This window comes from Cupriavidus sp. 05L310 (assembly GCF_056398185.1).
The window spans coordinates 99401-123139 of the sequence record NZ_JBFTOX010000008.1 but is presented as its reverse complement, the minus strand read 5'-3'; the positions used below and the strand labels follow the sequence as shown (position 1 = coordinate 123139).

At 63.0% G+C, this 23739-nt stretch carries 31 protein-coding genes; 2 read left to right on the top strand and 29 right to left on the bottom strand.

Going from position 1 to position 23739, the window contains the following annotated elements; all coding sequences use genetic code 11:
* Positions 1–98: 98 nt before the first annotated feature.
* The 29 genes from AC1DS6_RS07850 to AC1DS6_RS07710 form a co-directional block, all read right to left on the bottom strand.
* The gene (locus tag AC1DS6_RS07850; RefSeq protein ID WP_441629923.1) at positions 99–2939 is read right to left on the bottom strand and encodes a phage tail tape measure protein; all 2841 of its coding nucleotides are present in this window, start codon (positions 2937–2939) and stop codon (positions 99–101) included.
* Positions 2940–2997: 58 nt separating this feature from the next.
* Positions 2998–3285: a phage tail assembly protein T gene (locus tag AC1DS6_RS07845; RefSeq protein WP_441629930.1), complete on the bottom strand. Its 288-nt coding sequence runs from the start codon at positions 3283–3285 to the stop codon at positions 2998–3000.
* Positions 3282–3707 carry a hypothetical protein gene (locus tag AC1DS6_RS07840; protein WP_441629932.1) on the bottom strand — a complete coding sequence of 142 codons (426 nt, stop codon included), beginning with the start codon at positions 3705–3707 and terminating at the stop codon, positions 3282–3284. Before AC1DS6_RS07840 ends, AC1DS6_RS07845 begins: the two co-directional genes overlap by 4 nt.
* Entirely contained in the window at positions 3704–4342 is a 639-nt protein-coding gene (locus AC1DS6_RS07835; protein ID WP_441629921.1) for a phage tail tube protein, read from the bottom strand. Before AC1DS6_RS07835 ends, AC1DS6_RS07840 begins: the two co-directional genes overlap by 4 nt.
* Before the next feature lie 12 nt (positions 4343–4354).
* A complete protein-coding gene (locus tag AC1DS6_RS07830) occupies positions 4355–4702 on the bottom strand; it encodes a DUF3168 domain-containing protein (RefSeq protein ID WP_441629919.1) in 348 nt (115 codons plus the stop codon).
* Complete coding sequence (locus AC1DS6_RS07825; protein WP_441629917.1) at positions 4699–5205, bottom strand: HK97-gp10 family putative phage morphogenesis protein; 507 nt, start codon at positions 5203–5205, stop codon at positions 4699–4701. The genes AC1DS6_RS07830 and AC1DS6_RS07825 overlap by 4 nt, the downstream gene beginning before the upstream one ends.
* On the bottom strand, positions 5198–5524 hold the full coding sequence (locus AC1DS6_RS07820) for a phage head closure protein (protein ID WP_441629928.1): 327 nt from the start codon (positions 5522–5524) through the stop codon (positions 5198–5200). The genes AC1DS6_RS07825 and AC1DS6_RS07820 overlap by 8 nt, the downstream gene beginning before the upstream one ends.
* Positions 5525–5526: 2 nt before the next feature.
* Entirely contained in the window at positions 5527–6060 is a 534-nt protein-coding gene (locus AC1DS6_RS07815; RefSeq protein ID WP_441629915.1) for a head-tail connector protein, read from the bottom strand.
* Positions 6061–6063: 3 nt separating this feature from the next.
* A complete protein-coding gene (locus AC1DS6_RS07810; RefSeq protein WP_441629913.1) occupies positions 6064–6372 on the bottom strand; it encodes a hypothetical protein in 309 nt (102 codons plus the stop codon).
* Positions 6373–6496: 124 nt separating this feature from the next.
* Positions 6497–7888: a phage major capsid protein gene (locus AC1DS6_RS07805; RefSeq protein ID WP_441629911.1), complete on the bottom strand. Its 1392-nt coding sequence runs from the start codon at positions 7886–7888 to the stop codon at positions 6497–6499.
* Between the two features lie 13 nt (positions 7889–7901).
* Positions 7902–8597 carry an HK97 family phage prohead protease gene (locus AC1DS6_RS07800; protein ID WP_441629910.1) on the bottom strand — a complete coding sequence of 232 codons (696 nt, stop codon included), beginning with the start codon at positions 8595–8597 and terminating at the stop codon, positions 7902–7904.
* A complete protein-coding gene (locus tag AC1DS6_RS07795) occupies positions 8575–9792 on the bottom strand; it encodes a phage portal protein (RefSeq protein WP_441629908.1) in 1218 nt (405 codons plus the stop codon). Before AC1DS6_RS07795 ends, AC1DS6_RS07800 begins: the two co-directional genes overlap by 23 nt.
* Positions 9792–10025 carry a hypothetical protein gene (locus tag AC1DS6_RS07790; RefSeq protein WP_441629906.1) on the bottom strand — a complete coding sequence of 78 codons (234 nt, stop codon included), beginning with the start codon at positions 10023–10025 and terminating at the stop codon, positions 9792–9794. Before AC1DS6_RS07790 ends, AC1DS6_RS07795 begins: the two co-directional genes overlap by 1 nt.
* A complete protein-coding gene (locus AC1DS6_RS07785) occupies positions 10022–11677 on the bottom strand; it encodes a terminase large subunit (RefSeq protein WP_441629904.1) in 1656 nt (551 codons plus the stop codon). The genes AC1DS6_RS07790 and AC1DS6_RS07785 overlap by 4 nt, the downstream gene beginning before the upstream one ends.
* Positions 11678–11679: 2 nt before the next feature.
* The gene (locus tag AC1DS6_RS07780; protein WP_441629901.1) at positions 11680–12150 is read right to left on the bottom strand and encodes a terminase small subunit; all 471 of its coding nucleotides are present in this window, start codon (positions 12148–12150) and stop codon (positions 11680–11682) included.
* A gap of 173 nt (positions 12151–12323) precedes the next feature.
* On the bottom strand, positions 12324–12569 hold the full coding sequence (locus AC1DS6_RS07775) for a hypothetical protein (RefSeq protein WP_441629899.1): 246 nt from the start codon (positions 12567–12569) through the stop codon (positions 12324–12326).
* Position 12570: 1 nt separating this feature from the next.
* A complete protein-coding gene (locus tag AC1DS6_RS07770; RefSeq protein ID WP_441629897.1) occupies positions 12571–12837 on the bottom strand; it encodes an HNH endonuclease signature motif containing protein in 267 nt (88 codons plus the stop codon).
* A gap of 68 nt (positions 12838–12905) precedes the next feature.
* On the bottom strand, positions 12906–13343 hold the full coding sequence (locus AC1DS6_RS07765) for a hypothetical protein (RefSeq protein ID WP_441629895.1): 438 nt from the start codon (positions 13341–13343) through the stop codon (positions 12906–12908).
* Positions 13344–13509: 166 nt separating this feature from the next.
* A complete protein-coding gene (locus tag AC1DS6_RS07760) occupies positions 13510–13980 on the bottom strand; it encodes a hypothetical protein (protein WP_441629893.1) in 471 nt (156 codons plus the stop codon).
* 114 nt (positions 13981–14094) lie between these two features.
* Positions 14095–15096: a hypothetical protein gene (locus AC1DS6_RS07755; protein WP_477102368.1), complete on the bottom strand. Its 1002-nt coding sequence runs from the start codon at positions 15094–15096 to the stop codon at positions 14095–14097.
* Positions 15097–15269: 173 nt separating this feature from the next.
* Positions 15270–15695 carry a hypothetical protein gene (locus AC1DS6_RS07750; protein WP_441629889.1) on the bottom strand — a complete coding sequence of 142 codons (426 nt, stop codon included), beginning with the start codon at positions 15693–15695 and terminating at the stop codon, positions 15270–15272.
* Complete coding sequence (locus AC1DS6_RS07745) at positions 15682–16290, bottom strand: hypothetical protein (RefSeq protein ID WP_441629887.1); 609 nt, start codon at positions 16288–16290, stop codon at positions 15682–15684. The genes AC1DS6_RS07750 and AC1DS6_RS07745 overlap by 14 nt, the downstream gene beginning before the upstream one ends.
* Entirely contained in the window at positions 16287–16754 is a 468-nt protein-coding gene (locus AC1DS6_RS07740; protein ID WP_441629885.1) for a nuclease domain-containing protein, read from the bottom strand. Before AC1DS6_RS07740 ends, AC1DS6_RS07745 begins: the two co-directional genes overlap by 4 nt.
* Positions 16751–17194 carry a recombination protein NinB gene (locus AC1DS6_RS07735; RefSeq protein WP_441629883.1) on the bottom strand — a complete coding sequence of 148 codons (444 nt, stop codon included), beginning with the start codon at positions 17192–17194 and terminating at the stop codon, positions 16751–16753. Before AC1DS6_RS07735 ends, AC1DS6_RS07740 begins: the two co-directional genes overlap by 4 nt.
* A complete protein-coding gene (locus tag AC1DS6_RS07730; RefSeq protein WP_441629881.1) occupies positions 17187–17498 on the bottom strand; it encodes a hypothetical protein in 312 nt (103 codons plus the stop codon). Before AC1DS6_RS07730 ends, AC1DS6_RS07735 begins: the two co-directional genes overlap by 8 nt.
* 287 nt (positions 17499–17785) lie before the next feature.
* Positions 17786–18616: a toprim domain-containing protein gene (locus AC1DS6_RS07725; protein ID WP_441629879.1), complete on the bottom strand. Its 831-nt coding sequence runs from the start codon at positions 18614–18616 to the stop codon at positions 17786–17788.
* A 28-nt stretch (positions 18617–18644) separates the two neighbouring features.
* Positions 18645–20186, bottom strand: coding sequence for a DEAD/DEAH box helicase (locus AC1DS6_RS07720; RefSeq protein ID WP_477102367.1), 1542 nt, complete (start codon positions 20184–20186; stop codon positions 18645–18647).
* Positions 20183–21127, bottom strand: a complete 945-nt coding sequence (locus AC1DS6_RS07715; protein WP_441629875.1) for a ParB/RepB/Spo0J family partition protein — start codon at positions 21125–21127, stop codon at positions 20183–20185. Before AC1DS6_RS07715 ends, AC1DS6_RS07720 begins: the two co-directional genes overlap by 4 nt.
* A 345-nt stretch (positions 21128–21472) precedes the next feature.
* Complete coding sequence (locus tag AC1DS6_RS07710; protein ID WP_441629873.1) at positions 21473–21724, bottom strand: transcriptional regulator; 252 nt, start codon at positions 21722–21724, stop codon at positions 21473–21475.
* Between the two features lie 83 nt (positions 21725–21807).
* Here AC1DS6_RS07710 and AC1DS6_RS07705 point away from each other — a divergent pair, with 83 nt between their 5' ends.
* Together AC1DS6_RS07705 and AC1DS6_RS07700 are read left to right on the top strand one after the other, a co-directional pair.
* Positions 21808–22188, top strand: coding sequence for a hypothetical protein (locus AC1DS6_RS07705; protein WP_441629871.1), 381 nt, complete (start codon positions 21808–21810; stop codon positions 22186–22188).
* Positions 22189–22254: 66 nt separating this feature from the next.
* Positions 22255–23655 (top strand): hypothetical protein, encoded by a 1401-nt coding sequence (locus tag AC1DS6_RS07700; protein ID WP_441629869.1) that lies wholly within the window; start codon positions 22255–22257, stop codon positions 23653–23655.
* The last annotated feature ends 84 nt before the right edge of the window (positions 23656–23739 follow it).

The following is a 23739-nucleotide window of genomic DNA, read 5'->3' as shown; positions in this document are numbered from 1 at the left end:
GCGATTCAATGGCGACGTAAAGGTCTCCGTGTTGGACTGGAGTCCCCATGTCGCCTTGGCAGGCACAACATCAATGGGCCAGTCGAGTATTGCCATTACTACCTCCCCACCAGCTTAGTCATATCGCCACCGCGCATCAGGTTGGCCTTGATCTCCGCAATCGCCGCATTCTTCGCCGCCGCCATGGCCTGCATGATCGAAGCTTGGTCCGAGCGGCTGTCGATATGGATCGTCTGCGGGATACTGACCTCGAATGAACCAGCGCTCGCCGGCCTCAAGGCATTGTTCGGCACTACAGTTCCGGATCCACTTGGCACAAACAACTCTGGCCCGCGCTCACCGACGATGTATGGAGTCCCGGAGTAAGCGGCGCCGCCATTGGCGTGCATCGTGATACCTACCGGGTTGCTCATGTCGACAGGGATACCCGCCATATCTGTGCTGCCTTGGATTCCTCCGAATGAAGACTGCATAGCCCCACCCCCTACGGCCCCCCTCAAGGCACTCATCCCCATTTGGAACAACCCGGAAAGCTGCGCGCGCACCTGAATGCGGATCAGGTCCGCAATAATTGACTTAGCCATATCCCCGAAGCGAATCTGGCCTGTCATCGCGAAATTGGTGATCCCATCCTCCATACCCTTGAAGGCGCCGGAGAACATGCCCGCCGTCTGGTCCGCCACGTTGGCCGCACTATCGCGATAGTTCTGCAGGGCACGATTCGCGCCGTTGGTCCAGTCGCCCTGCATGGTCAACCTCTCGGCCTGCCACGCACGCTCCTGCTCCATCTGGGTGTTCATCAGGCCATTGATACGGTTGATCTCTGCTCGATAGGCGTCCGAGTCCAGCGCGTTGGCGCCACCGGCCTTCTTCACGCTTTCGGTGAACTCGTCCTGCATGCGCCGGAATTGGTCCTGCACCTGGTTGAGCTGGTCGACCAACTGGCGCGCGTTGTCGCCCATCCCAACCACGCTGAACTGGCGCTGGGTCTGCAACTCCCTGGTAGCGCTGTAGTTCTTGATCTTCAGCTCGGTGGACGATACGGCGCCACGGATCTTCTCCTGGTACTTCTCGACGTCGGCCGCCTCCTCGGCGAAGGTGTTGCTGATCTGCTGCTGCAACTCCCTCACTTGGTTCGCGTAGCGCTGACGCTCCGCAAGCGACTTCCGCCCGCCGGCGGCATCCGCCTCCTTCTCAGCCAGCTTCAGCTGGTCCTCCAGGCCCGCACGCTTCGCCTCATAGCTGCGATGGATGTATTCCTCCTGCGAGAAGAAATCCATCGCGCGGAGCTTCTCCAGCGTCGACTGCTCCTGCTTCTGCATCAGTTCGCGCTCTTTGGCGAGTCCGCGAAGCATCTCCAGATCCCCGCCCAGCCCATTCTGCGCGGCATTGCCACCGCCCTTCTCTTGGTGCTTCTTCCGGGTCGCAGCCTCGCGCGCGGCGATCGCGGCCGCGCTAACGCGCTCATCGTTTGGGTTGGCCTTGCGGATGTCCGCTTCCAGGCGCTTGTTTTCCTCCAGCGCCTTGTTCAGCGCCTTTCGCTTGTCGGTCTGCTCGTCGATCTTGTCGAGCTTTCCGGATGCCTCGATGGCGGCGGTCTGCTCGCGCTGGAACCGCGCACCGGCTTCCGCAAGCCGATTCTGCTCGATTTGCATGCGCTGCAGAGACTCTGCCTCGCCACGCATCCGCGCCATGGCCGCATCAAGCCGGTCCGTGTTCAGACCCTTGGCTTTGCGGGAGTCGATCTGCTGCTGAACGAACGCCATGTTCTTGTTCAGCTCATCGGCCTGGCCGCCAGCGGTGGACTCGCGGCCGAACGCCTTCATGGCATCCCAGGCCTCGCTGATCGAGTTCTTAACGCCACGCCACGCGCGCTCGAGATAACCCAGGCTCTCCACGCCCTTCGTCTGAAGGTGGGCATGCAGGAGCTTCGCGTTCTCCAGCACCGCTTCCTGCGTCCTGCCGGCGTCCTCGAGCGCCTTGATATTCTCGTACTGTGCAAGAGTCATGTAATGCATGCTCTTGTTGTGCTCTTCGGCCCACTTGGCAACACCGTCTGGCATCCTGGCGTAGTCCGCTGCGATGTCGTCGAGCGACTTGCCAGACAGCGCCGCCATCTTCAGCATGTCCTCGCCAAGAACCGACAGCGCCTCGCCACTCAGCCGGCCGGAAGCAGCCAGCGCCTGCAGCGCCTCGCGCGCCGGCCCGATGCCTCGCCCCGTCGCATCCGCAATGGCGCGCGCGGTGTTGTCGAACAGGTTCGCGGTCAGGCCGGCATAGTTGCCGGTGAGCACCAAGCTCTTGTTCAGCTCGGATGCCTCTTCCGATCCCTGATAGAAGGCCAGGGCCATCACGCCCGCGGCAGCGGCCGCAATCGTGAACGGATTGACTAGGCCAAGGACGTAGGTGCCCATCGCTTTTGCGGCCGGCCCGATGCCACCGAACATATCCTTCAGCTGACCGCCCTGTTGCGTGAGGATCAGGAGCGGATTCTGGCCGCCAGCGAGCTGGGTCACGATGTCGGTCATTTGGGCCGGAACCTGGCGCATCGCTGCGGCCGTCTGGCGCGATGACACGCCGACACCATTCAAAGCAGACTCAGCTTGCTTCATGCGGTCGATCCACGGGGCCGCCGCCTGGGCCACGTTGAGCTGCTCTGCGCGCCACGCCGCGATCTCGGACTTAGAGCGGCCAATGGTGGCCGCCTGACGCTCGAGCGAAGCCAGGAAGCGTGCCGCGGCGGCTTCGTTGGCGGCCGACGTTCGTGTCGCGGCGTCGCCCATCGACGTCAGGTCCTTCTCCGCCTTACCTGCCGCCGTCGCTGCTTGGGTGCCGAACTGCTGGACCGCCTGCGCGGCTTTTCCCATATCGGCGCGGAATTTCTCGGAATCTGCCTCCACCACCAGGGAGATCCGGTCCGCGTTCAGTACTTCGCTCATTTCTTCCGCCCAAGAAAAAGGCAGCCCGGAGGTTGCCTTGCACCATGCGTCGCCCGCCCTATTGCGAGCCGCAGTCTGTACCTACCATGCCGGGGAACATGGTGCGCACGATCAGCGCCGACTGCTCCTCGGCGTCCTCGAGCAAGACCGGTTCGGCGATGGAGCCGTGGTGTTCGTTCCATGGGATGAAGTCCAGTGGTCCGAACGGCTCGGGATGGGCCTTGGCGTCCCGATTCACATTCCCGATCATTGACACGATCGCACCGGCGCGTAGGTCGTCGTAATGCCCGCCGCGGCGGTCCAACTCGTAGATCGCCACATACTCGGCGAACTCGTAGCTGGTCAGCTCTTGCTGGAGTCGCCGGACGGGGATTCCGAGATCGAGGGAGAGGCGGAGCCAGTGTCGCCGCTCAGGGCGGCGTCGGAGTTTTTTGCGATGTCTTCCTGCGCCTGGTGGCCGATGCCATTCAGGCGCATGGCAGCGGCGGTCAAACGGTCCAGCACCGTGCGGGACTTGGCCTGCAGCCGCTCCACGTCGGCCGGCTCGAAGATCCGGTCGCCGGCGGCGTCCACCGCCGTGGCCACCAGCAAGCGCGCCTGGAAATCGCTGAACCCAGCATCCGACTTGCCCCCGCCGCTGACAAATACGTCCCGCGCAAGGCCCGACATGACACAAACGCGCACCGAACCGCCCCACTCCGGCACCGGCACGTCTTCGGAAACGATGTCTGACGCGCCGAAGATCGCGTCTTTGGTGAGCAGGCTCATGCGAAGGTCACGCCTCCAGTGATGCGCAGCTGGATGCCGCTGGATTTCAGGACCGCGTCGACGCCGCCGGACAGCGGGCTATTCTTCGGGTACGCGCTGAACGTCGCCGTGCGGCCATTGGGCAGCGTCAGCTTGAACGACTTGACGCTGCTCGCCTGCTTCGCTGCGTCCAGAGCGACTTGGCCGGCATCGGTGAAGTCCTTGTTCACGTCGAAGCTGAACGTGCCGAAGTCCTGCAGGCCAAGCAGGAATTCCTTTGCCGTGCTGTCCATGTCGGTGACGTCCAACTCGCCGGCCTGGCCATCGAAGCCGCTGAAGCTGATCAGATTCTTGATCTTGACCCACGTCAGCGGCGTAGCATTACCGGCTGCGGTGACAGTCTTACCGGTGGTATCGATGTCGACGGCGATGGTGTTGGTTGTCTTGTTCTTGACTACGGCCGTCTGGCCGTTCAGTAGTGCGGCGTCAGCACCAGTCAGGCCGGCCAGCGTCACGACATCGCCGTTGGACATGCCATGTGCGGCCATGGTCAGGATGGTCGGGAAGCCGAGTGCGATGGCCGTGATGGTCTTGGCTGCGCCCGCCGTGCTGGAGATCTCCAGCTTCGAGCCCTGGGCGCTGATTGCGGTAGACATATGGTGCTCCTGTTATGGCTTGTACCAGATGGAAAAATCGAGCATGGAACCGCGCAGGTCCAGGCTGGACTCGTAGTCGCTGACCGGTGCGCCGATCGGCACGCCGAGCAGAGGGGCCGCCGCGAGCGCATCGATAACCTGGTTCATCAGGTCGTCGGCCTCGTTGCGGGTGGCCGCCCAGACATTGATCTGGAAGCGGCCGTTCTTCAGTTCGGCGGGGCCGTCCAGCGTGCTGGCATCCCGGCCGCCTCCCTGCTGATAAGTGATGTACGGGAACGGCGTGCCAAGGTCCGCTGTGTCGGGGAAGACGCGCCCGCCCACCAGCGGCGATAGCGCATTGTCGATGTCAGCATTGATCATTTTTTACCCGAGAGGATCTCGTTCAGGCGCAGCTTCAGCCGCTCCTTCATGGCGCGCACCGCCTCCGCCCGCTTCGCCTCGAAGGCAGGTCGGATAAACTGCCGCGCCGGCACCCATTTTTTGCCGATATGCTGTTTTCTATGCTCTTTCCAAGAGACGCCGTCCGGCTTCGGAGGAATGCGCCAATGCCCGTACTCAACCCAGGCCGCATAGAAGGCCGTATCGTCCGGGCCATCGTCCTTGTCGGATTTGCGCTTGCGCCCGCGCCGAACACCCACCCGGTAAGCCTGCTTGTCGCGGCCGGAGTGCTCGTCCAGGTGCTTCGTGTAGATCGAGCGCTTCAGGCGCCCGGACTTGCGTGGCGCCCGCGCAACCACCTCGTCCTTCAGCAGGTCTGCACCTGCGTACGCCGATGACCGCAATGCATGCTCAGCCACATCGTCGGGCAATGTCTTCAGACGCTCCTGCGCTGCCCGGATGCCACGGATCTGGACCTTAGCCACGGCTAGCCCCCAGCTCACACACTAGGTCAACGTACTCGCGGCGCACCTCGTCCGGCAGCACCGCGCGGATCTCATAGACCTTGGCGCCATGCTGGACGCGCATGGTCGCGTCGATGTCCTCACGGTATCGGATCCGGATGCTGGCTTGGACGATGGATGCTTCCGCTTCAGCCCGGATGGTCTCGAGGCCGCCCTTGTGGCGAATCGAAGCCCAGAGGCTAACCAGCGGCACCCAGGATTTGACCTCCTGACCGCCGGGTTCTCGCTGCTTCGAGGCGCGCAGGATCTGCACCCGCCTATTCAATGTTCCGGCTTCCATCGTCACCCCCATACCTTGTACGGATCCAGGAGACCAGTTGGCACATCCGGCGACGTCTCTCGGTCCTTGTACATCTCGCCGATCATGAGCAGCATCCAATTCCGGATCGGCCGCGGGACGTCGGCGGCGGTCGCGTAGCCTGCAGTGAAAACGACCGTCACGGCCGCCGGCTGCACCGCAGTCGCCGGCCAGCCACCCACCGGAATCACGCGGCCAGGCTCGCCCGTCGCGTCGACCTTGTAAGCCGCGGGTGAGAGCACTTGGCTCGCGCCGTCTGTGTCCACGTACGCGATGCTTCCGACGGCAATCAGCGGGGCCATGGGCAACTCGTATAGCCCCGCGAAGCCGTCGAGCGTGAACGTCCAGCCGGATTGCATCAGCGTGCGACGCATGCGTTTCTCCGCATCCATCCGCGCAGTGCCAATCAACCCGGTGATCAGATCGTCCTCATCGGTGGTGTCGACGCGCAAGTGCAGCTTTGCCTCTTCCAGCGAGACCGGCTCGCCCGCTGGTTGTGTGGTGCGTCGCAGGCCCATGGCTTACTTGTTTTCCGGCGCGGCCTTTCTGGCCTTGTTCTCGGCGGTCTTCGCGGCCTTCTGCTCTTCGGTCTTCGCGGCCTCGTTGGCCGCGGCCTCGGCAGCGGTGCGGGCCTCCGCATCCGCATCCGCCTTGGCCTGCGCCTCAGCTGCAGCGGCGACTTCCGCATCCTGCCGGGCCTGCTCTTCCGCTGCGGCGCGCTCGTGAGCCTCCGCTTCGGCGCGCGCCTTGGCGTTGCCGTCTTCGGTCCAGCCCTCGGCGAGCGAAACGCGAATCAGGTCCTCGTCCTCGGTTTTGATTACCTGACCCACCTCGAACGCCTCAACAATGCACCCGCGATGAGCCCAGGAAAACGCAATCAGTACGATTAGTAGCATGTCATCTCCAATGCAAGACGGCGGCCCAGAGAGCCGCCGTCTGTAGGGTTACGCCGGATCAGGAAGCCGCGATCTTCAGCAGCTTGATCGCCTGGGTGTTGCGCAGCTTGCCGCCCACGCGCTTGCGCACGTAGAACTTCACGAAGCCGGGCGTGGTGATCTCGTCACGGGTGATGCGCATGCCCACGCGATCGACGATCAGGTAACCCTCCTTGAAGTCGCCGAAGGCGCAAGGGAAGGCATTCGCGGCAACGGCCGGCATGTCTTCGGCCTCGGTCACACCGTAGCCCATGAAGAGCGACGGTTGCCCGGCGGCAACAGACGGCTGCCACAGGTACTGGCCGGTCGAGTCCTTGTACTTGCGCATGGCGGCCAGTACTAGCTTGCTGGTCAGCCAGTTCGCGTTGGCGCGGTACCGCGCGCGCAGCGAATACACCAGGTCGTAGAACAGGTCGGCGCTGGTCGGCATGGCTGCCGCCTGACCCGATGCCACGTATTGCAGCGTGCCGAATGCGCGCGAAGCGTCCGCGGTCGCCAGCGGCGCCGGACCAGCCAGGATACCGGTAGGCTTCTTCACGCCGTTGCCGTTGATGAAGGCCGCGCCCTCCCCGCCGCCGATAGCTTCGCTGGCAGAGTCGACCAGCCAGCCCTCGACATCGAAGAACAGGTCGTCGAGGGATTCCTCGGAGGCCTGCGGCTTGGCCGACGCCATACCGAAGGTCGGCGCAACCTCGTAGAGGTCGGGCGTGTTGGTCTGGTTCCGGGTGTCGCCTTCGCCCAGCCATTCGAACGCGGCGCCGCCGATGTCGATCAGCTCCTTGTAGTCCGGGCTGCCCACCGTGCGAACGGTGGCGAGCTGGCGGATCGGCGAAATGTCAATCGTCAGGCGCGTGATCTGGCGCTCGATGATCTCGGGCAGCGCGAAGCCGCCGGCGGATCCCGTCGAGGTGATGACCTGGGCCGCGCGGCGCTCGCGCGGGCCGGCATTCGACTTGGCGACGATCGAGCCGGCCGCGTCCTTCAGTTTTCCCTCGCGATCGAAGTCATTCGACTTGCGAATCCAGTCCCCCAGTGCCTGGCGGTACTCGGCCACTTCGGCCGTCTCATCTTGATCCTGGCGCCCTCCGCCACTCATGGCGCCGGGGCGGGCCAGTTTCAGTTCGATCTTCTCGAGGCGGCTCTTCTGCTCGGACAGGCCGTTCATGTGCTCGTCCATCTTGGCGAGCTTGGCGTCCAGGGCTTCGGTCGACTGGCCCTTCTTGATGGCCTCGATGCGCTGGTCGTTGGTCTTCTTGTACTCGTCGAAGGCCGTGGCGATCTTGTCAATGGCCTCGGCCACCGACTTGATCGAGGGATCCTCGCGGAGCTCGAGGGCGCCTACCAGGCCGATTGCGGCCATGGCGAGCAGCTTGGCGCGGAAGGCGCTGAAATCGCGGTGCATTTGGTTCATGTTTTACCTGTGGTCAGGAGTTCAGGGAGGACAGCAGCCGATCGGCTGCCTTCAGTGCCTGCGCGGTCGAATCCACGGAATCACTCCGTTCTTCTCCCATCCGCATGACGCGCGACACGAATGCCGTTGCGTCGGCCTTGCTGAATCCGGCATCACGCAGGATTCGCTCAGCATCTTTGGGGGCCGCCAGATCGTCGGCGTCGGCCTTGACATCAGTTACCCGCGCCTTCTCGTTGGCGGGGAAGGTGACCAGGGAAACTTCCCACAGGTCGATTTCTGTCAGCGTGCGGACGTCGGTTTCCCGGTCGTACGCCCACTGCTTGGAGATGAAGCCGATGGACAGCCCGTTCAGGGCGCGCAGCTTCAGCAGGGCATGTGCCTCTTTGCCGCGGGTGGTGTCGAGGGCCAGCTGGCCCTTGATGCGCAAGCCCGTCGCATCCTCGACCATCTCGGTCCAGACGCCGATTGGCTCGTTGGCGTCGTGCTGCCACAACATGGCCGGCATGGTGCTGGCGGACTTGTGAGCCTTGAGTGACGCTGCAAATGCGCCAGCCGCGACGACATCGTCATAGTTGTCGCGCACGCCAAAGACCGAACCGTAGCCCTCGATCGTGCCGTCGTCGCTGACAGCCTTGATCTCGAAGGCATAGGAACGGACCTGGCGCCCACCGGCCGCGCTGCGGCGTTCAAGCGTTGCCCGTGTCTTCATTGGTTTTTCCTTGCTGGGTGCCGCTGTTCATGTTCATCGGCGTGAGCGGCTTATCGAGGCCCGGCAGCGGCTCCTTGCCGTCTTCGTCGCGAATCTCGTTGCGCGTGTAAATGCCCATCTCGGCCATGGTCCGCGCCCACACGGCACGGTCCTTCATCGATCCAGCCATCAGGTAGCGCGTATCGAACTCCGCATACAGCGGGCCCGAGCCATCGAGCAGCATCTCGTCCATGCGCTGCGTCCAGGCTCGGTGCCAGGGCGCCAGCGTGTGTTTGACGTGCGCAGCGAAGAACGCCTCGGAGCTGGCGAAGGTCGCGGTCTTGTCCGCGTGGCCAACGATGATCGGAAAAACGCCATAGCCGCGGCAGATCTCTTCCACTTGCAGCCGGCGCGTCTCGACGTGCTGCGCGTCCACGCCAGAGATGGCCGTGCTGTACCACTTGGCGTCGCGATCGAGGATCATCGGATTGCCAACGTTCTCCGGACCGCCCTGCTTCTTGATCCAAGCGGTCAGCCGCGCGTGCTGATCCGGGTCCAACGTGCCTTCCACCGTGTACGTGCCGCTGGGGCGCAGACCGTTTGCGTGCATCGCCGCCTGGCTCTTCTCGGTGGCGATGGCAAGGCCAATCGCCGAGCGCGCCAGCATCACGGCGTTCATGCTCTTGACCCAGTCCCACTGCAGGCCGTTGAGGACGAAGACGTCATCAGGCCCGAACTCGCCGATCATCCCAAACTCGTCCCAGCAGCGGTACATAACCTCGTACCGCGACACCCGGCGGACGTCCCACTGGCCCGGCTGGATCGGGATCAGCTCCTGCACGCGGCGATTGTTCCCCCGCACCTTGATCGACAGTGCCGCGCCAGTAAGCGCGGCGTGGATGGTCATCTGCCGGCGCCACTCGAACGAGGTCTGCCACTCATTGGGCCTGCGCGCCAGCAGCCGGTATTCCGGGATGTTGGTGGCCTTCTTCCGGCCGCCGTCCTCGGTCTCGCGGTAGACGTGCAGATTCGGCGTGGCGCAGCCGTCCGCGATCGCCTTGACGCATCCGAGGACGGTCGCCACCTGCAGCGCTGTCTTCTCGTTCACCGACACGCCCGCGACTTTCCCGCCACTCACGCCATCAATGAAATCAGCGACCTGGTCGTAGGTCAGCTCCGTTGCGCGCCGCTCGAGACCCCTGGAAAGGATCCCCATTACCGCGCTCCTCGAGCCAGCAGCACGCCACCGGCAATCGCCAGCGTGCCGCCAACGATGTGCCCGGCCGGCGCATAAATCATCCAGGCCCCGTGCGCGATCGACCATGCGCCGAACGCCATCAGCGAGTCGGGAAGCCACGAAGCGATCAGCGCGGCAGCCGCCTTCAAGGCGGGGGCGCGCGTAGCAACCCGAGCTACTGCCGCTTTCAGAAATTCGGTGAGTCGGTTCATTCGGGTTCATCCCAGAAAGAGCGCCCCCTGGGCCCAGGGTTCAGGCTCATCAGGTGGGCCGCATTGAGCAAAGCCATGAGCGGGTCGATCTTGGCCGTTCCGCTGGCCTGCTTGGTAATCAGGATGCTGTTGGCGCGTTGTTCCACCCTGGCGTTGCCGATGCACCAGGCCATCATTGGCCGGTCACCGTGTTCAAAGGTACCCTCCGCCAGCTTGCGTTCCACCGTCTTGATGGTGCCGCCCAGCTTCCAGCCCTGCGAAACGCCGAGGATCATGTCCTCGGGAATGCCAGCCGTGACCAGATCGTCGTCAAAATTGACCCCGCTTGGATCGACACCGATCTTGTCCAGCAGGCCGGAGGCGTAGACCTGCACCACGATTGCGGTCAGTTGCTCTACGTCGTCGCCGATGTTCTCGACGATGACCAGGTCGCCGTCCTTTGCGAAGTCGAGGAACCGCGGCGCTTCGGACTTCCGGCGCTCCAGCACCGACGGATGGGCCCACGCACGGCCCCAGTGCAACCAGCGGCCAGTGCCGCGCTCGCGCCCCACTACGGCAGAGCCAAGCCAGTCGTCCAGCCCGCCTCCGTCGATACCGATGTCGACCACCTCGCACCGGGCTAGGAGTTCCTCCAGCGTCAGACACCGATTCCCCCGTGCCAACCAAAAGTCGGCGCCGGCCCAGCGATCAGACCGGAGATTTAGGCCGATCTCGACGTTCAGGTGCTTCGCCAGGAATTGCTGGAACGCGCCGTCTGTCTTGGTCCGATTCTTCCGGAGCTGGTCCTCTAGCCATTCAGCGCTTACCGAGCGCCCGATGTTCGGGTTCGTGATGTAGAAATTCGCCGGATCCAGGTAGGCCTTGGATTCGATCATGGCTGGCGGGAGTTCGTAGATCACCCCGAGGGACTTGCGGTCCTCGATCTTCCCGTCGCGAACGTCTCGGTAATAGCTCAGCTTCTCCTTGAAAACCCCGGCCGGCGGCTCATCGCTCTGCGTGGTGAGGTAGATCACCCATCCCTCATCCCGCGATACCTGGCCGCCGGTGGCTTCCATGAACATGCCTTCGGCGTTGGCCCGGCTACCGAATAACCAGTGCTCGTCCACGAGGATGCGGCCCGACTTCTTACCGGATACGGTGTCCGTGTCGGCGGCCACCACCTTCAGCGAGGCGCGCGTAACCCGGTGCGTGATCGTCCGAATGTGGTCCTGGATATGGAACAGAGCCGCCAGCTCCTCGTCCGCCCGAATCATCCCGGCCGCCGGCTTGAAGCTGTTGTCTGCCACTTCCTTCGTCGGCGCCAGGATCAGATGCTCCTCTTCCTCGCGCCAGCACAGGATCACCGCGGTCAGCATGATGCCTGCAGCAATCGTCGACTTCGTGTTCTTCTTGCTGATCAGCAGGAAGTACTCGCGGATGAGCTGCTTGCCGGTCTCTGCGTCATAGGCCCCGAAGATGGCGGCCACGAAGTCGAACACCCACTGCTCACTGCACTCGCCGAACGTCGGCTTGCCCGGCAGGTCGACAACGCGCAACTCCTTGAAGATGGCGACGGCCTGTTCTGCCTGGTCTGGGAAGATCGGCGGCGGGATGATCGACCGTCCTTCCACCAGCCGACTTTCCCAGTCGATGCAGGATGTCGTCCATGCCATGGTCATACCTTCCTACCACCAGCCGCCGCCAATCTCGGAGGCGCAGCCGGCGAAAACCGGCTCGCCACTTTCTTTGCCGCCTCGTTCTGCTGATCCTTCTTGCCGCCCTCGCCCAACTTCTGGTGCACGAACGGCATCAGCGCCTTGGCGGCGTCGATGCGCTGGCGCGGATCGAGCTCCAGGTCATTCATTGCCGCCATGAGAAATGTCTTGGGGTCGCTATGCGCAAGGGCGGCGCCCAGGTCAAACGAAGGCGGCGGCTTCGGTGCCGGCGATGCAGCGGCAAGCGGCCCTTTCCGCCCATCTTTCCGGCGATCCTTCAGGTACTCGACCACCTTGGGGTCTTTAACAAGGCGAGACCCTGCCGCCGATGCCGTCTTTGCGCTGTACCCCGCTGCGATTGCCGCGTCCCTGTTGGATTTGCCGGCAATAACGGCGTCGGCAAACAACCGCTTCTTGCCTGTTAAAGCCATTAACAAACCTCCGAAATGGGGAAAAATTCTGCGCGTGAGGGAACGTGTGGTTTCCGGCCGGTCGACCCCCGAAGATTCACCCTCCCCCCCGGTGCCAGCGGGCCGCCACGCCACGATCTCGCTGCGCGCGGGGCACTGATGACCTCGACCGGGTGGACGCAGCCACGGCCCTCCTATCGCTTCTGCCCACCACGCAGCCGGCTGAGCACGCGACGCACCAGCCCGGCGCGCCTGTCCTTGGCCCGACTTGCCCTCTCGTGGTCCAACGCCTCGTCCATCTCGGCGATTGCCATGGCCCACACGGCGAAGAAGCAGGCACGCGTGGTGTCGTTGGCCAGGCTCACGTCTGGGTCACCCCAGATGCTCACAGCTACCTCGAATGTCACGAGGTTGGCAGCGGTGCTGTTTGCCTTCGGCATGTCACGCTCCTCGCTTCGGTCGGTGCCCCAAGTCCTGCGCTGTCTTCTTGCGGTGGCAGCCGTCATCCCCACTGCACAGCACCTGGCAGTTCTCGTCCGCGTCCGGCCCACCCTGATGCAACGGCACCCGGTGGTCCAGCTCGAAGCCCGAGGGATAGCTGGTCAGCCGGCCGCACACCGCACAGGTCGGGCTCTTCGTCCAGATGCGCAGCCGGCGCGCCTGTAGCGCACGGCCTGCCATCCGGGCTTCACTGAGGGTCGGCGCCATCGTGGTAGCCCTGGCCTTAGCCATGGGCACCCGCGCACCCAGCATTGGGATGCGCCTCTTTCCCGCGTTCATAGCGATTGCGGCGACAGGACGGTGATGTCCGCGCCGCCATCAATGACCACCACACTCACCGGAACCGGCAGGCATGATGCAACGTATTGGTGCACCCGCTGCTTCTGCTCGATGCTGAGGTGGTCCTTCACCTTCAGCACCACCGTGTCACCAGGGGCGAGATCCATCTTCGTGACGTTAGGGACCGCTACGCCAGCAGACTGGCCCACAGCCTCGCAAGCGCCATCGGCCTTGGAGACAAGACGGTACTCGGCCAAGAGCGGCTGCGGGTCAAACCCGGCGGCAGTGCTTTCATCCGGGTGGTACTCGCACTTGACCGTCACCACTTCGTTGACGGCACAGCGCAGTTCGAACGACCTGGTGCGGGCGGGCAAACCCAACGCCTTCATCAAGGCGAGCGCAAACGGGCCCGGCACTGTCATCACGTTAGCCATGGAGATCCCTGAAAAAGAAGAGCCCACGCATGGCGGGCGAATCGGCCGGAAGGCCGAGGAGACGTGGAAGGCCGCGCTTCGGATACGCCGATAAGCCTGCCGCAACAAAAAACCCCGCCGAGGCGGGGTCGATACAGCTTCCCTGGCGGAGCAGCCAGAAGCCGTGCTACAGCAGAACCTGCTTGAATTCGCCGCTAACGACCTCGCCCAGGGATGGGCGCCAGGTACGGAGCTTATGGCCGATGACCCGCGCAATGTGAGCGGCGAGGTGCTCTTTTTGGCTCGGTACGATATATTCGGCTCCGCCCGCCTCGCCGGAGTAATTGCCGCGCTCGGCCGTGACCGTGCATCTAACGACGACATCCAACAAGCCAGACCCAGTCTGCATACGAACAAGCAGTCCAAACTTGAGTCTTCCTTCACCGGAAAATCCGTCCAGTCCGACTGGCTGCTCAACAGGCTCGTAGCGGCCGCTATCCATGCCATTAGCTAACCAGACGCATTCGGGGTCGCACTCAAGTGCCTGGATAACTCCATCGTGAAGCTCCAATGCACGTCTGCGCAACTGCTCAGCAGTTGTCTCCGCGGCATTCACCGAGGTTGCCAATCCCTGGCATACCGTTTCATAGATGTTCAAAACGACCTCCCCTCAAATGTAGGAGATCCATTCTAACTTTATGCGTAAGGCAAGCTGAAAATAAAAGGCCCGCGCATGGCGGGGCCTCCCCTACCTCAATAACACGCCGGAAAATCACGCCACGATGCCAGCACCTACCATCAAGTCAACAAATTCCTTCGTGTCCTTAAAATAGTTCTTGAAGGCCGTAGAGACTTCCCAGGTGGTCGATGCGCGAACGTAGACCACGTCATCGTCGGGATGATCTGCCTCGATCTCATCGCGACGATTCAGCGCCTGCATCGTCGACCGGAATGACTCGGCGACGAGACGGTCATGAGCGAAATGCAACACAACATTCTTCCCACCTGGGATCGCCACCTTCTCCATATCCACTACGGCAAGTCGGTGCAGCAGGCGTGTATTGTCTTCAATCGCAAGGAGCTCTTCGCGCAGTTCGTTGTCGGTTAGATCTGGGCAAGGACCGCGCATATTTTCATACTGGCGAGCCAGAATCTCGCTGGCCAGGACAAAGAACCGCTCCCGCTCCACGTCGACGCCTTGGTCGAACTTAACTCTAGCGTTTTCAATGAAGTCACTGATCTCTACTGCAGTTGCCCAAGCGTGTTGCACCTTAGTTCGATACTGAACCTCAACGCGCAACCCGTTGTAGATCCTCCCCTTTTCCGACTCCACTTGGTATGAGAAGACATCATGACGACCTCGATAGCCGGTCGCTTTCGGTGCATCCAAATAATCGTACCGTCCTTCGCTGACGTACTTGTGCTGAGAACGCGAGCCATGCACCACTCGCCGGAAATCGTTGAGTGCGTCGACTGAATCAAAGATCAGACGACACCCCGCTAAGTCATGCATGGTGGACAGATCTCGCGCGCGGCCCGTGCGAAGCTTGTCGATGATCGTGTTCTTTCGCTTCAAACGCTGAGCGAGCGTAACAGGACGCGTACCGATGTGCCGGCGCAGATTGTTCTGAAACGTGTTTAGAACATAGGCGTGACTGTTCCGCCAGTTCAGCATGACGTACCAGTCGTCAACCGTGGCAGTATTTGCGGCGATGCTTTTTCCCGCGTTTCGTACTCTATTAGGTGAGAACTCGGGTGGGTAAAAGCCGGCCATCGCAAAATGCGCGGTTTGCGCTGATATGTAGAGACACACTGATTCTATCAGCCTGCCATCGTTCGCTCATACAAAAACAAAAGCCCGCGCGGCTTGCACCGAGCGGGCCCTCTTCGGAAGTCGCTTAACGGACTTTCGGACGGAATCAATATTGCACAAATTTCTTCGCTGTGTCAAACCCGTTGCGATGATTCCCGTTGCTGAGCCAACAGCACGCGGAAACGGATCTCTTCCACATCCGCCTCGAAGTTCGGATCCCACCGCTCGCCTGCCGCGCGCTCGTACCAGGCCAGGAACTCGGCGGTGCGCACCTGGGCCATGATTTCGGGGTAGCGCTTCTCGTTGGCAGCCACTCGGTGCCGCATGACGTTGCGCGCTGCCTCTTCGGCTTCCTGCCGATCGCGCTCGGCCCGCTTGCTGGCGTACTGCGCGACGCGCCGGCGCTTCAACGGCGCCCGCTTGGCAACGCCCTTCTCCACCATCCGCCCCACGAGAAACGCCGCGTCCGACTCGTTGGCGGTGTCTGCCGGGCCGGCCTCCCGCCGGGAAGGATCCACGCGCCACAGGAGCCCACCGGCGGCGATCTTAGGCTTGCGCATCGACCAGGCCCTCCTCGACGAAGATTGCCTGCATACGCTGATCGGCGCGCTCGCCCAGCTCCTTGATGCGGCGGCGCGCCGTGCGCACATAGGCGGCGGCGGATTTCGGCTTCAGGCCCAGGCGCTCGGCAATGTCGGCGCGCTCCCCCGCCTCCATGTTGCGCGTGGGAAAGCAGCGCAGCACGAAGAAATCGAACGCCAGCCGCTGGCCGCCGTTTGTGCCCGCCGCCGCGGGGAACACGTAATCGCTTAGGTACGTGATCGCCTTGGCCTTCGCCAGCGCGTTATGCGTGTGCCGCGCGATCAGCACAGCAGCCTCGGCGGGATGGAGTCGATGCGCGATGCTCGAGCGGATCATCTGGCACTGCCCACGGATCTCCAGGGGCTGCAGGCCCTTGAAGTTGACGGTGCCAGTGCGGCCCGTCATCTCCTCCAGACGCTTCCGCAGGCCGAGCATCTGCAGCACCTTGCGGATCGCCTGCCAGGTCATGCACTCGGGCGAGCTCTCGTATTCTTCCATCAGGAAGGCAAACTGGATGGCCTGGCCAGCATCCATGAACATGGCCTGCTCGGCCTCGATGTGGTGTTCCGTCACTGCCCTTCTCCTTCTTCTGTGTTTTGCTGCTCGCCGCCGGCCAGCTTCAGCGTGCGCACCGGCAGCCAGCGGCGATAGGCGTCATCCCAGTACGCCCGCCGCTGCCCCTTCGTGAGCGACGTGCCGCTGTCCAGCTCGCTATGGCACCAGGCACAGCCCGGAACCGTGAAATTCTCGTCAGCCTTGATGCCCATGCCCTTCCCGTGCGCCTGCTGGTTCGAGTGAGCCGGCACCACCGTCGCCGGATCGTGGCGCGGCGCGCCGGGCAGCAGCAGGTAGCAGGGTTCGCCCTTGCAGGCCAGCGCGAGCCGTCGCTGGGCCAGCGGCCGACGGGCGGGCGTCTTGCGCTTGAATGTGCTCGGCACCAGCCCGGCGGTCTGCTTCAGCCAGCCGCTCGAGCGCAAAGACGAGCGGCGCTGCAGCGGTGCGCCGCGCTTCATGGGTGTCTTGCGGCCAAAGGTCATTTCTGGCCCCTCGCCACCGGCGCCAGCTCCTCGTAGCCCCGCGCAGCAACTTCGCGCAGCTGGATGCCATTGCCGGCGCACCAAGCCATCGTGTATTCGATCAGGCTGGCCTTGCGGGGCACCGTCATCTCGCTCGTGCTCTCCCGGATGTTGACGAACTCGCCTTCCAGGCCCGGCACCATGTCCGCGTGGCCCTCGGTGGCGATCGTGTGCCCGGAGACAAACAGCGTCTTCCACTGCAGCGGGGTCAGCTTGCGGCCCATGAAACGCGCTTGCCGGGCAACGTCCGAGCAAATGGCATGGAACTTGGCGTTCTGCTCAGCGGAGCGCTTCGGCGGGCTGACCGTGACCACGAAGCCGGCCGGCGCCGCATCAACCGCACTCCGAGCGCCCGCGCGCGCCGCGTCGTGCACGAGCCTGAACTGTTGCGGCTCAGACATGGGCCACCTCGACCGTCACGGTCGGCAGCGCCGGGCCAGGCCGCCCGGTGCGCAGGCAGAAATGCTCAAGGGTTTCAAACCCGCCAGGAGTCGTTACCTCGTATCCGGCCCGGTGCGCCGCCGCCAGCACGGTCCAGTAGCGCAGCATTGGCGCGCCGTGGCGCCGCACGTGGTCTTTGATCTCTGCGATCTCGTCCGCATCCCAGCGGTACCGCTCCGCCAGATATGCGAAGTCGGCCGCGAACTGCCGCGGCACCTTGAATTGCCCGTCTGATGGCGCTGGCCGCGCCGTTGTCGCATTCATCCCCTTCCTCCCGGCCGCCGGAGCCTCGCGTACCCTCTAGATACTCAGTAGAACAACACCACTACCTACTACCTGCTCTTGAGGTGGACAGACCTAGCCCTTCCTGGCCCGGCCTTCACATGTCGCTGCTCCATCGGCGTAACATGACCCGCCAGCCGTTCGACAATCGGGCGCTAGCTTCGCCACCCTTACCCCTGCTTCCTTGTCTGTTCCCACAGTAGGGGGTCTTCCCTCGCCGCTGCCGTTAAGCCAACTCCGACCAGCGAGGTGCTGAACTGCCTGGCGCGCTATGCCGGCGGAGCCTCCCGGCGCACGGCCATCAGAAGCCTGCAGACGGCCATCAGGCCAGCACGAGCATGCAGGTCATTGGCATCCTCACCTACGCGGTCGCTCATGCAGTACGGCACCGCGATCGCCTTCGCTGCGAGCTCGCCAGCACCAGAAGCGTCGTTGTCGGCGAACGTGACCTTGCGGCCCTTCACCGACGGCGCGACGTGAACCATGTTCGAATCGGAAAAGCACACCAGCACGGTGGCATTGAGGCGCATCTGGCGCGCCGCCGCGTCGATCGATAGGCCTGTGGCGTACCCCTCGCAGAGAATCGTCTCCAGGGCTCGCGCCGGGCCGAGCCGCAGCACCGCGCCCTTAGCCACAGTGCCCGGCAGCATCTTCTTTTCCCATGCGCGCTCCTCGGCCAGCCATCGGATGATTTGTGCGCCCTGCAGCGCGTTCGTCGCGAGATTGCGCATCGGCACGATCAGGGATTCATCTGGAAGCACCAGTCCCGTGCACGCGTGCAGCCCTTTGAGATCGAGGTAGCCATGCCGGCCTGGCGTCGCACTGGCAACCATCTCGGCGGCACGCCGGGCGGCTTCCTGCTGGCGGCGCACCAGGCGCGCGCGCTCGGCTTCACGCTTCTCCGCCCAGGCGCGTTTCTCGGCATCGGTCCAGGGCTTGGCATCGGGATCGTTGAACCAGCGCACTACGCCATCGCCGTCCCATGCCTGCACCCAGCCGCGGTGGCCGTCCCAGAAATAGGCGCCGTTCTTCTTGCGCGGATGCAGCTCGGTCGCGCAACGCCGGATCCGGTCGCTGGCGTACAGGTCGCCGACCAGCACGCCGTGCGCCTCTGCGAAGTCACTGAATCTAAGCATGGGCGTGCCCCTTGGCCCGGCCCTTGATGAATGCCAGCTTCAGGGACGCGATCTTGTTGGCCGTGTTCCGTTCGATGGGCACGTTGACGGTCCGATCGAAGTTGAAGTTGCTCGGCGGCCACTCGCCAGTGATGTCCTTGAAGAGGTTCGCCGCCCGCCCCTTTTGCTTTTCCGGCAGGCTGTGCGAGCGCGCGTACGTGACCAACTGCGCGTACAGGTGCTGCTTGTTATCCGCCAGTTTTTTCTTGCCCAGTACGACCTCCTCCATCGCCCCGGGCAGCGCTTCGATCAGCGAAGCAGACTTCGGCTCAAACCCGCACGCCATGCATCGACGCCCAAATGGCTTGTATCCGCACGACGGGCAGGCCACGATTTCCTTCTCTTCGCGCTCGTCCCTGACTGCCTTATCCAGCTTCTCGCCAGCATCCAGTGCGTCCAGGCCGTTGTAGAAAATGTCGGTGTAGTCGTCCAGAAAGCGCTGGATGTTGCCGCTGTGGTCCAGCAGCAGGCAGTCTTCCTTGCCGGTCTCCGGCGACGAGCGCAGGCCGCGCCCCCACATCTGGATTGCGGTGCTCAACGATTTGCGCAGCGGCCGGCAGTCGACGACACAGCCCACGTCCGGCACGTCAAACCCCTTAGCGAGCGCCTCCACGCTAATCAGCACGCGCAGCGAGGAATCCGGCTTCTGGTATTCGGCCAGCAGCATCTGGCGCTCGGCCGGCGTCGTGTCCGACGTGAAGACCGCGGCCATTACGCCGGCGTCGATGAACTGGCGGCAGATCTCCTCGCAGTGATTGATCGTCGCGCCGAAGACGATCGTCTTGCGGCCTTGCCCAAACTTCACCCACTCAGTGACGACGTCACCCACAATCTCCATGCCGCGCTGTTCAGCCGCGGCATCGGTCCACTCGCCGCCCACCGTGGCCGCGCCAGCCATGTTCGCCTTTTTGCAGCTGAACACGCGCATGGGCACCAGCACGCCCGACTCGGTCAGTTGATGCATCGTGGTGGCGTTGACCAGGTTGGAGAACAGCTTCGCCAACCCCTTGGAGAACGGCGTAGCCGAGAGGCCGATAACCGACGCGCGGCAGGTCGGGATATGCTCCGTCCATGCCTTCAGCTGGGTATGCGCTTCGTCGACGATGATCACATCGGCATCCGGCCACTCACGCCGCGCCAGGGTCTGAGCACTGGCAATCTGAAAGGGCATGTCCGGTGCGTAGCGCCAGTGCGCGGCCTGGATCACGCCATGCGCGCTGAGGCCGTAGCGGTCCGCCGCCTCACTCGTCTGGTTGATCAGGGTGGTCCGATCACATACAAAGATCGCGCGCTTGCCCTTGATCAGCGCCTCGTGCGCGATGCGCAGGCCGAGATAGGTATTGCCGGCGCCGGTGGGCGCCATGATCAGCTGATTCTTGTGCCCGGCGCGCCGGCCCTCGCGAAGCCGCTCATGGGCCACGGTCTGAAAGGCCCGCGCCTCCGGAAACTTGGCGTTGGAATAGGTCGGGGTGTCTTCGAACAGGCCGTGGTTCATGCCGCCGCCCTCCCTTGCTTGCGTTGGAGGGCTTTTGCGATGCGCACCGCCTCGTTCTTCTCGTTCATCAGCCCGTTGTTGCGCTCCCGCAGCGCGGTAATCTCGGCTTCCTTCTGCTCGATGCTCGCGGCCGCCTCCGCGCGCGCCGCCTGCAGCTCGGCCAGCGATGCCGCTACCCTGTCGTCGGCTGCGATCACCGCGCGCAGCGTTACCACCTCAGAAAGCAACTTCGCGTTCTCGGACATGGTTTCCGCCAGCAGCTCTTCCAACTGCTGCAAGCGGTTGGCATTCGGATCGGGCTGGGCGTCGTTAGCGGCAAGCTCCGGCGTGCGTGCCGGCGGCTTCGTCGCCGTCTTGGCGGCTGGCTTCGGTGCTACCGACGGCGCGGGATCGCTAGCCTCCGCGGCGGCCGTCGTCTGGGCGAGTTGCTTCACTGCGGCGGGCAGACTCACCTCACCTTGCGCGACCTTCTTTGCGAGCTCGGGCGCCTCTCTGGCGACCTTGTCGGCCATACGCTGGGTGCGTTCGCTCGCGCCGGATTGGGCGGCGCGGTCTGCGACGCTTACCAGCGGAGGCCCCGGCAACGTTGCCGCACCCTCGTGCTGATTGCGGCCGTCACCGCCCGGAACGTGGGCCTGGGCCCAATCCTGCGCACTGGCCACAATCGCCGCCTGCTGGCCAGGCGTCATGTGCCGGCGGTGCAGATTGGCGGAGAGGACGAACGCCACGATGCCATCGCCCTCGAATTCCTCGAAGCGGGGCTCCATGCCCAGCTCCATACAGGCGCGGTACCGGTTGCCGCCGTCAAGGATCAGCCCATCGTGCATCACGATGGGCTGGCGCACGCCATGCTGCGCGATGTCGGCCTTCAGCGCATCGAAGTCCGCACCGGACATGCGCGGGAACAGCGTGCAAAGTGGGTGCAGGCGGATCTCACGCATCAGGCGTTCCACAGATCAAAGCGGGAAAAGAGACGCAGGACGGTGGCCTGAGAGATCAGGCCGTGGCAGTAGGCGCACATGATCAGGCGCTTCAGGGCGGATTTCATCGCTTACTCCTGAACTGCTTGGGGTCGTAGCGGGGATCGGCGCGGAGGTCTTGCGCGCGCAGGCGCCGGCGGAGTGGCAAGACAATGGTCGTGCCGCTCGGGGAACGCCAGCGCAGCCAGGCCAAGAGGATTAGGACAGCGAGGAGTGAGAGCACAAACCCGCAGATGGCAAATAGAGCGAGCCATGACAACAAGTCAGGACCGACGCCGAAGGTCGTAGCGAGGCACGTGGCGGTGGTCATAACGACGCGCTCGCCAGCAAAGCCCAACCCTTGTAGTCGGGGCGCAGAAGATCAAGCGTCACTTCTGGGTGACGGCACACTGCGACGATGAACGGGCAAGCGTCAACGGGCGCTCGCTTGTCACGATTCACCCAGTTCCATACTTCCTGGGGACGCCGCTCAATCTTTCGGGCGAATTCGGCCTTAGTGGCGCTCAGGCTGATGGCGAGCAGGAGCGTTTGCAGCGAGGTGTCTTGGTTCGGTTCCATACGCCAATCATAAACAATAGTTTTCACCAAATCAAACCATTGTTTATAGTGTTGGAACACAAATGTTTATACAGTGGACCCCCATGGCACTCGGAAAGAACGTCGAACACCTCCGCAACCTTCGCTCGATGAGCAGGGGCGCCGTCGCGCGCGCTATCGGCCTAGAGGACGATCAGCCGATCTACGCACTGGAGAAGAGGGACAGCAAGCGGTCCAACTTGGCTCCAGCGCTCGCCAAGCTCTTCCAAGTCAGTCTTGAGTCCTTGCTTGGCGACGATCTCACATCGCTCTCCGCAGAAGAGATCGGTGCCGGAGTGAATAGCCCGCTGGTCACGGAGCACGTGAGCGCAAACGCAGAACTAGGGCAGCTGACCTCAGCTTTTGAAGCCTTGAGTCCTCCCGGACAACTGGAGCTTCTGCGTTTCGCCGAGTACCTCGTAGCAAAGGAAAAGGGGACCGCTTAAGAATGGGTTCGTTTCCTTACTCGCTGGCGCGGCTTCCACACAAGGGACTGCACGTAAGGGTGTGCTATGGGCGATACTAATCGCCAATCGTTTGCCGCTATTGCGAGCGTGATGCGCGCAGAGTTCATCAGCTATCGGGAGGCAGTGACGAAGCTTGCATCCATCTCTGGTGATGCGTTGGCTGACGTAGCAACAGTCCTGAAACTGCACCGCATTCACAAGAACGATACAGCTCACCTTAGGGGTGTTGAACGCCGAGTGCACGCCGTCGATTGTTCCGATTTGCTGGAAATACTACTCAATAAGACTATTGAGACCGGACAAGTTGAGCCTACCGCTAGCGGCGATGGTGACGGCTTGTCCGATATGTGCGGATGGATGCGTGACCGTTTTTGTGTCGCTCTTGAGGCTGCGCATCTCCCCAGCCTGGATGGCTTGGCAGTGCCCGAAGCCAAGAATGACGTAACGGAAGAACGGAGCGCATCAACTTTACCGGCGGCGGCAGAAGCCAGTACACCGGAATGGGCGGCGTCATATATCGAGCGGGAATGGATTTCGCTAGGCGATGCGGCAGCAATATTGGCGGGCTTTTCCCCCGCCGACACCTATCGCTGGGGCGGCGATGAGCGCGTTCCCATCAATCAGCGACGCAACATCCTCCGCCGATCGATTCGACGGTATGTGTACGGTCAAACAATCGGCTCCATTCGAAGCAAAGACGCAATTTGCGATGAAGCGTGGGTAAGTACCGTACGGCCCTGGCACCGAGTACTCGAGGAAGAGAAGCTAGACCTGTTCCAATGTGATATTCGGACCTGGTGCAAAAGGCATGGCTACCATTGGCCAATACCTGCCCCCACATCGACGCCTGCTAGCAATTCAGAACTCCTAACTAGGCTGCGTGAAGCAGAAGCCGAGAGAGACGCGCTGCGCGACATCAAAGCCGAGCGAGATGCTTTAAGACACGAACTCACGCAACGCGCCATCGAGGCCAGCAACAGGCTTGTTCGGTGGCTGGAGCAGGCTGATTCGCACAAAAAGCAGTTGGATGAAGCGAATCAGGAGTTCACGCGACTTTCCTCACGCCTTGTCGGGAAAAACCAGGAGATCGCTAGACTCGAGCGCGCCATTGTTCGCAACGCCACACTGGCGGCAGGGGCGCAAGAAAGGCTTGAAGAGCAACTGGCAATTGCACGAAGCGGGATGCTTGCCGCCCAGCCTCCCAAAGGCCAAATTAGCATCCAAGCAAGTGGGGAAGGCACCACCACCCCGAACGTTGCATTGGGGACACGAGGCAAGAGATCCTGGTCAGACAAAGATCTGCTTGTACTGCTTGCCAGAGTCGAGTCTGGCGCGACTCACGAGGCCTTGGCCGCTGAGCTAGGTTGTACACGGCAGAACGTCGGACGATTGCTAAACAAAGCGAAGCGCGCAAGGAAGAAGCCCTCCTCTACTTGGCACCCATGAGTTGCCGAAACTTGCCGCAACATCTCGCGCAACTTGCGGCAATAGCCCGCTAACCCGCACCAGCATTGGGAATACGGGTTGCGC

What these genes read in the sequence shown, in the direction of transcription:
- AC1DS6_RS07755 (WP_477102368.1), bottom strand. Translation starts at nt 15,096, where the DNA reads ATGGCCGGCTTTTACCCACCCGAGTTCTCACCTAATAGAGTACGAAAC.
- AC1DS6_RS07815 (WP_441629915.1), bottom strand. Translation starts at nt 6,060, where the DNA reads ATGGGCCTGCGACGCACCACACAACCAGCGGGCGAGCCGGTCTCGCTG.
- AC1DS6_RS07830 (WP_441629919.1), bottom strand. Translation starts at nt 4,702, where the DNA reads ATGATCAATGCTGACATCGACAATGCGCTATCGCCGCTGGTGGGCGGG.
- AC1DS6_RS07785 (WP_441629904.1), bottom strand. Translation starts at nt 11,677, where the DNA reads ATGGCATGGACGACATCCTGCATCGACTGGGAAAGTCGGCTGGTGGAA.
- AC1DS6_RS07765 (WP_441629895.1), bottom strand. Translation starts at nt 13,343, where the DNA reads ATGGCTAACGTGATGACAGTGCCGGGCCCGTTTGCGCTCGCCTTGATG.
- AC1DS6_RS07805 (WP_441629911.1), bottom strand. Translation starts at nt 7,888, where the DNA reads ATGAACCAAATGCACCGCGATTTCAGCGCCTTCCGCGCCAAGCTGCTC.
- AC1DS6_RS07820 (WP_441629928.1), bottom strand. Translation starts at nt 5,524, where the DNA reads ATGGAAGCCGGAACATTGAATAGGCGGGTGCAGATCCTGCGCGCCTCG.
- AC1DS6_RS07800 (WP_441629910.1), bottom strand. Translation starts at nt 8,597, where the DNA reads ATGAAGACACGGGCAACGCTTGAACGCCGCAGCGCGGCCGGTGGGCGC.
- AC1DS6_RS07700 (WP_441629869.1), top strand. Translation starts at nt 22,255, where the DNA reads ATGGGCGATACTAATCGCCAATCGTTTGCCGCTATTGCGAGCGTGATG.
- AC1DS6_RS07780 (WP_441629901.1), bottom strand. Translation starts at nt 12,150, where the DNA reads ATGGCTTTAACAGGCAAGAAGCGGTTGTTTGCCGACGCCGTTATTGCC.
- AC1DS6_RS07705 (WP_441629871.1), top strand. Translation starts at nt 21,808, where the DNA reads ATGGCACTCGGAAAGAACGTCGAACACCTCCGCAACCTTCGCTCGATG.
- AC1DS6_RS07790 (WP_441629906.1), bottom strand. Translation starts at nt 10,025, where the DNA reads ATGAACCGACTCACCGAATTTCTGAAAGCGGCAGTAGCTCGGGTTGCT.
- AC1DS6_RS07715 (WP_441629875.1), bottom strand. Translation starts at nt 21,127, where the DNA reads ATGCGTGAGATCCGCCTGCACCCACTTTGCACGCTGTTCCCGCGCATG.
- AC1DS6_RS07775 (WP_441629899.1), bottom strand. Translation starts at nt 12,569, where the DNA reads ATGCCGAAGGCAAACAGCACCGCTGCCAACCTCGTGACATTCGAGGTA.
- AC1DS6_RS07770 (WP_441629897.1), bottom strand. Translation starts at nt 12,837, where the DNA reads ATGGCGCCGACCCTCAGTGAAGCCCGGATGGCAGGCCGTGCGCTACAG.
- AC1DS6_RS07835 (WP_441629921.1), bottom strand. Translation starts at nt 4,342, where the DNA reads ATGTCTACCGCAATCAGCGCCCAGGGCTCGAAGCTGGAGATCTCCAGC.
- AC1DS6_RS07750 (WP_441629889.1), bottom strand. Translation starts at nt 15,695, where the DNA reads ATGCGCAAGCCTAAGATCGCCGCCGGTGGGCTCCTGTGGCGCGTGGAT.
- AC1DS6_RS07730 (WP_441629881.1), bottom strand. Translation starts at nt 17,498, where the DNA reads ATGAATGCGACAACGGCGCGGCCAGCGCCATCAGACGGGCAATTCAAG.
- AC1DS6_RS07720 (WP_477102367.1), bottom strand. Translation starts at nt 20,186, where the DNA reads ATGAACCACGGCCTGTTCGAAGACACCCCGACCTATTCCAACGCCAAG.
- AC1DS6_RS07710 (WP_441629873.1), bottom strand. Translation starts at nt 21,724, where the DNA reads ATGGAACCGAACCAAGACACCTCGCTGCAAACGCTCCTGCTCGCCATC.
- AC1DS6_RS07735 (WP_441629883.1), bottom strand. Translation starts at nt 17,194, where the DNA reads ATGTCTGAGCCGCAACAGTTCAGGCTCGTGCACGACGCGGCGCGCGCG.
- AC1DS6_RS07850 (WP_441629923.1), bottom strand. Translation starts at nt 2,939, where the DNA reads ATGAGCGAAGTACTGAACGCGGACCGGATCTCCCTGGTGGTGGAGGCA.
- AC1DS6_RS07840 (WP_441629932.1), bottom strand. Translation starts at nt 3,707, where the DNA reads ATGAGCCTGCTCACCAAAGACGCGATCTTCGGCGCGTCAGACATCGTT.
- AC1DS6_RS07795 (WP_441629908.1), bottom strand. Translation starts at nt 9,792, where the DNA reads ATGGGGATCCTTTCCAGGGGTCTCGAGCGGCGCGCAACGGAGCTGACC.
- AC1DS6_RS07740 (WP_441629885.1), bottom strand. Translation starts at nt 16,754, where the DNA reads ATGACCTTTGGCCGCAAGACACCCATGAAGCGCGGCGCACCGCTGCAG.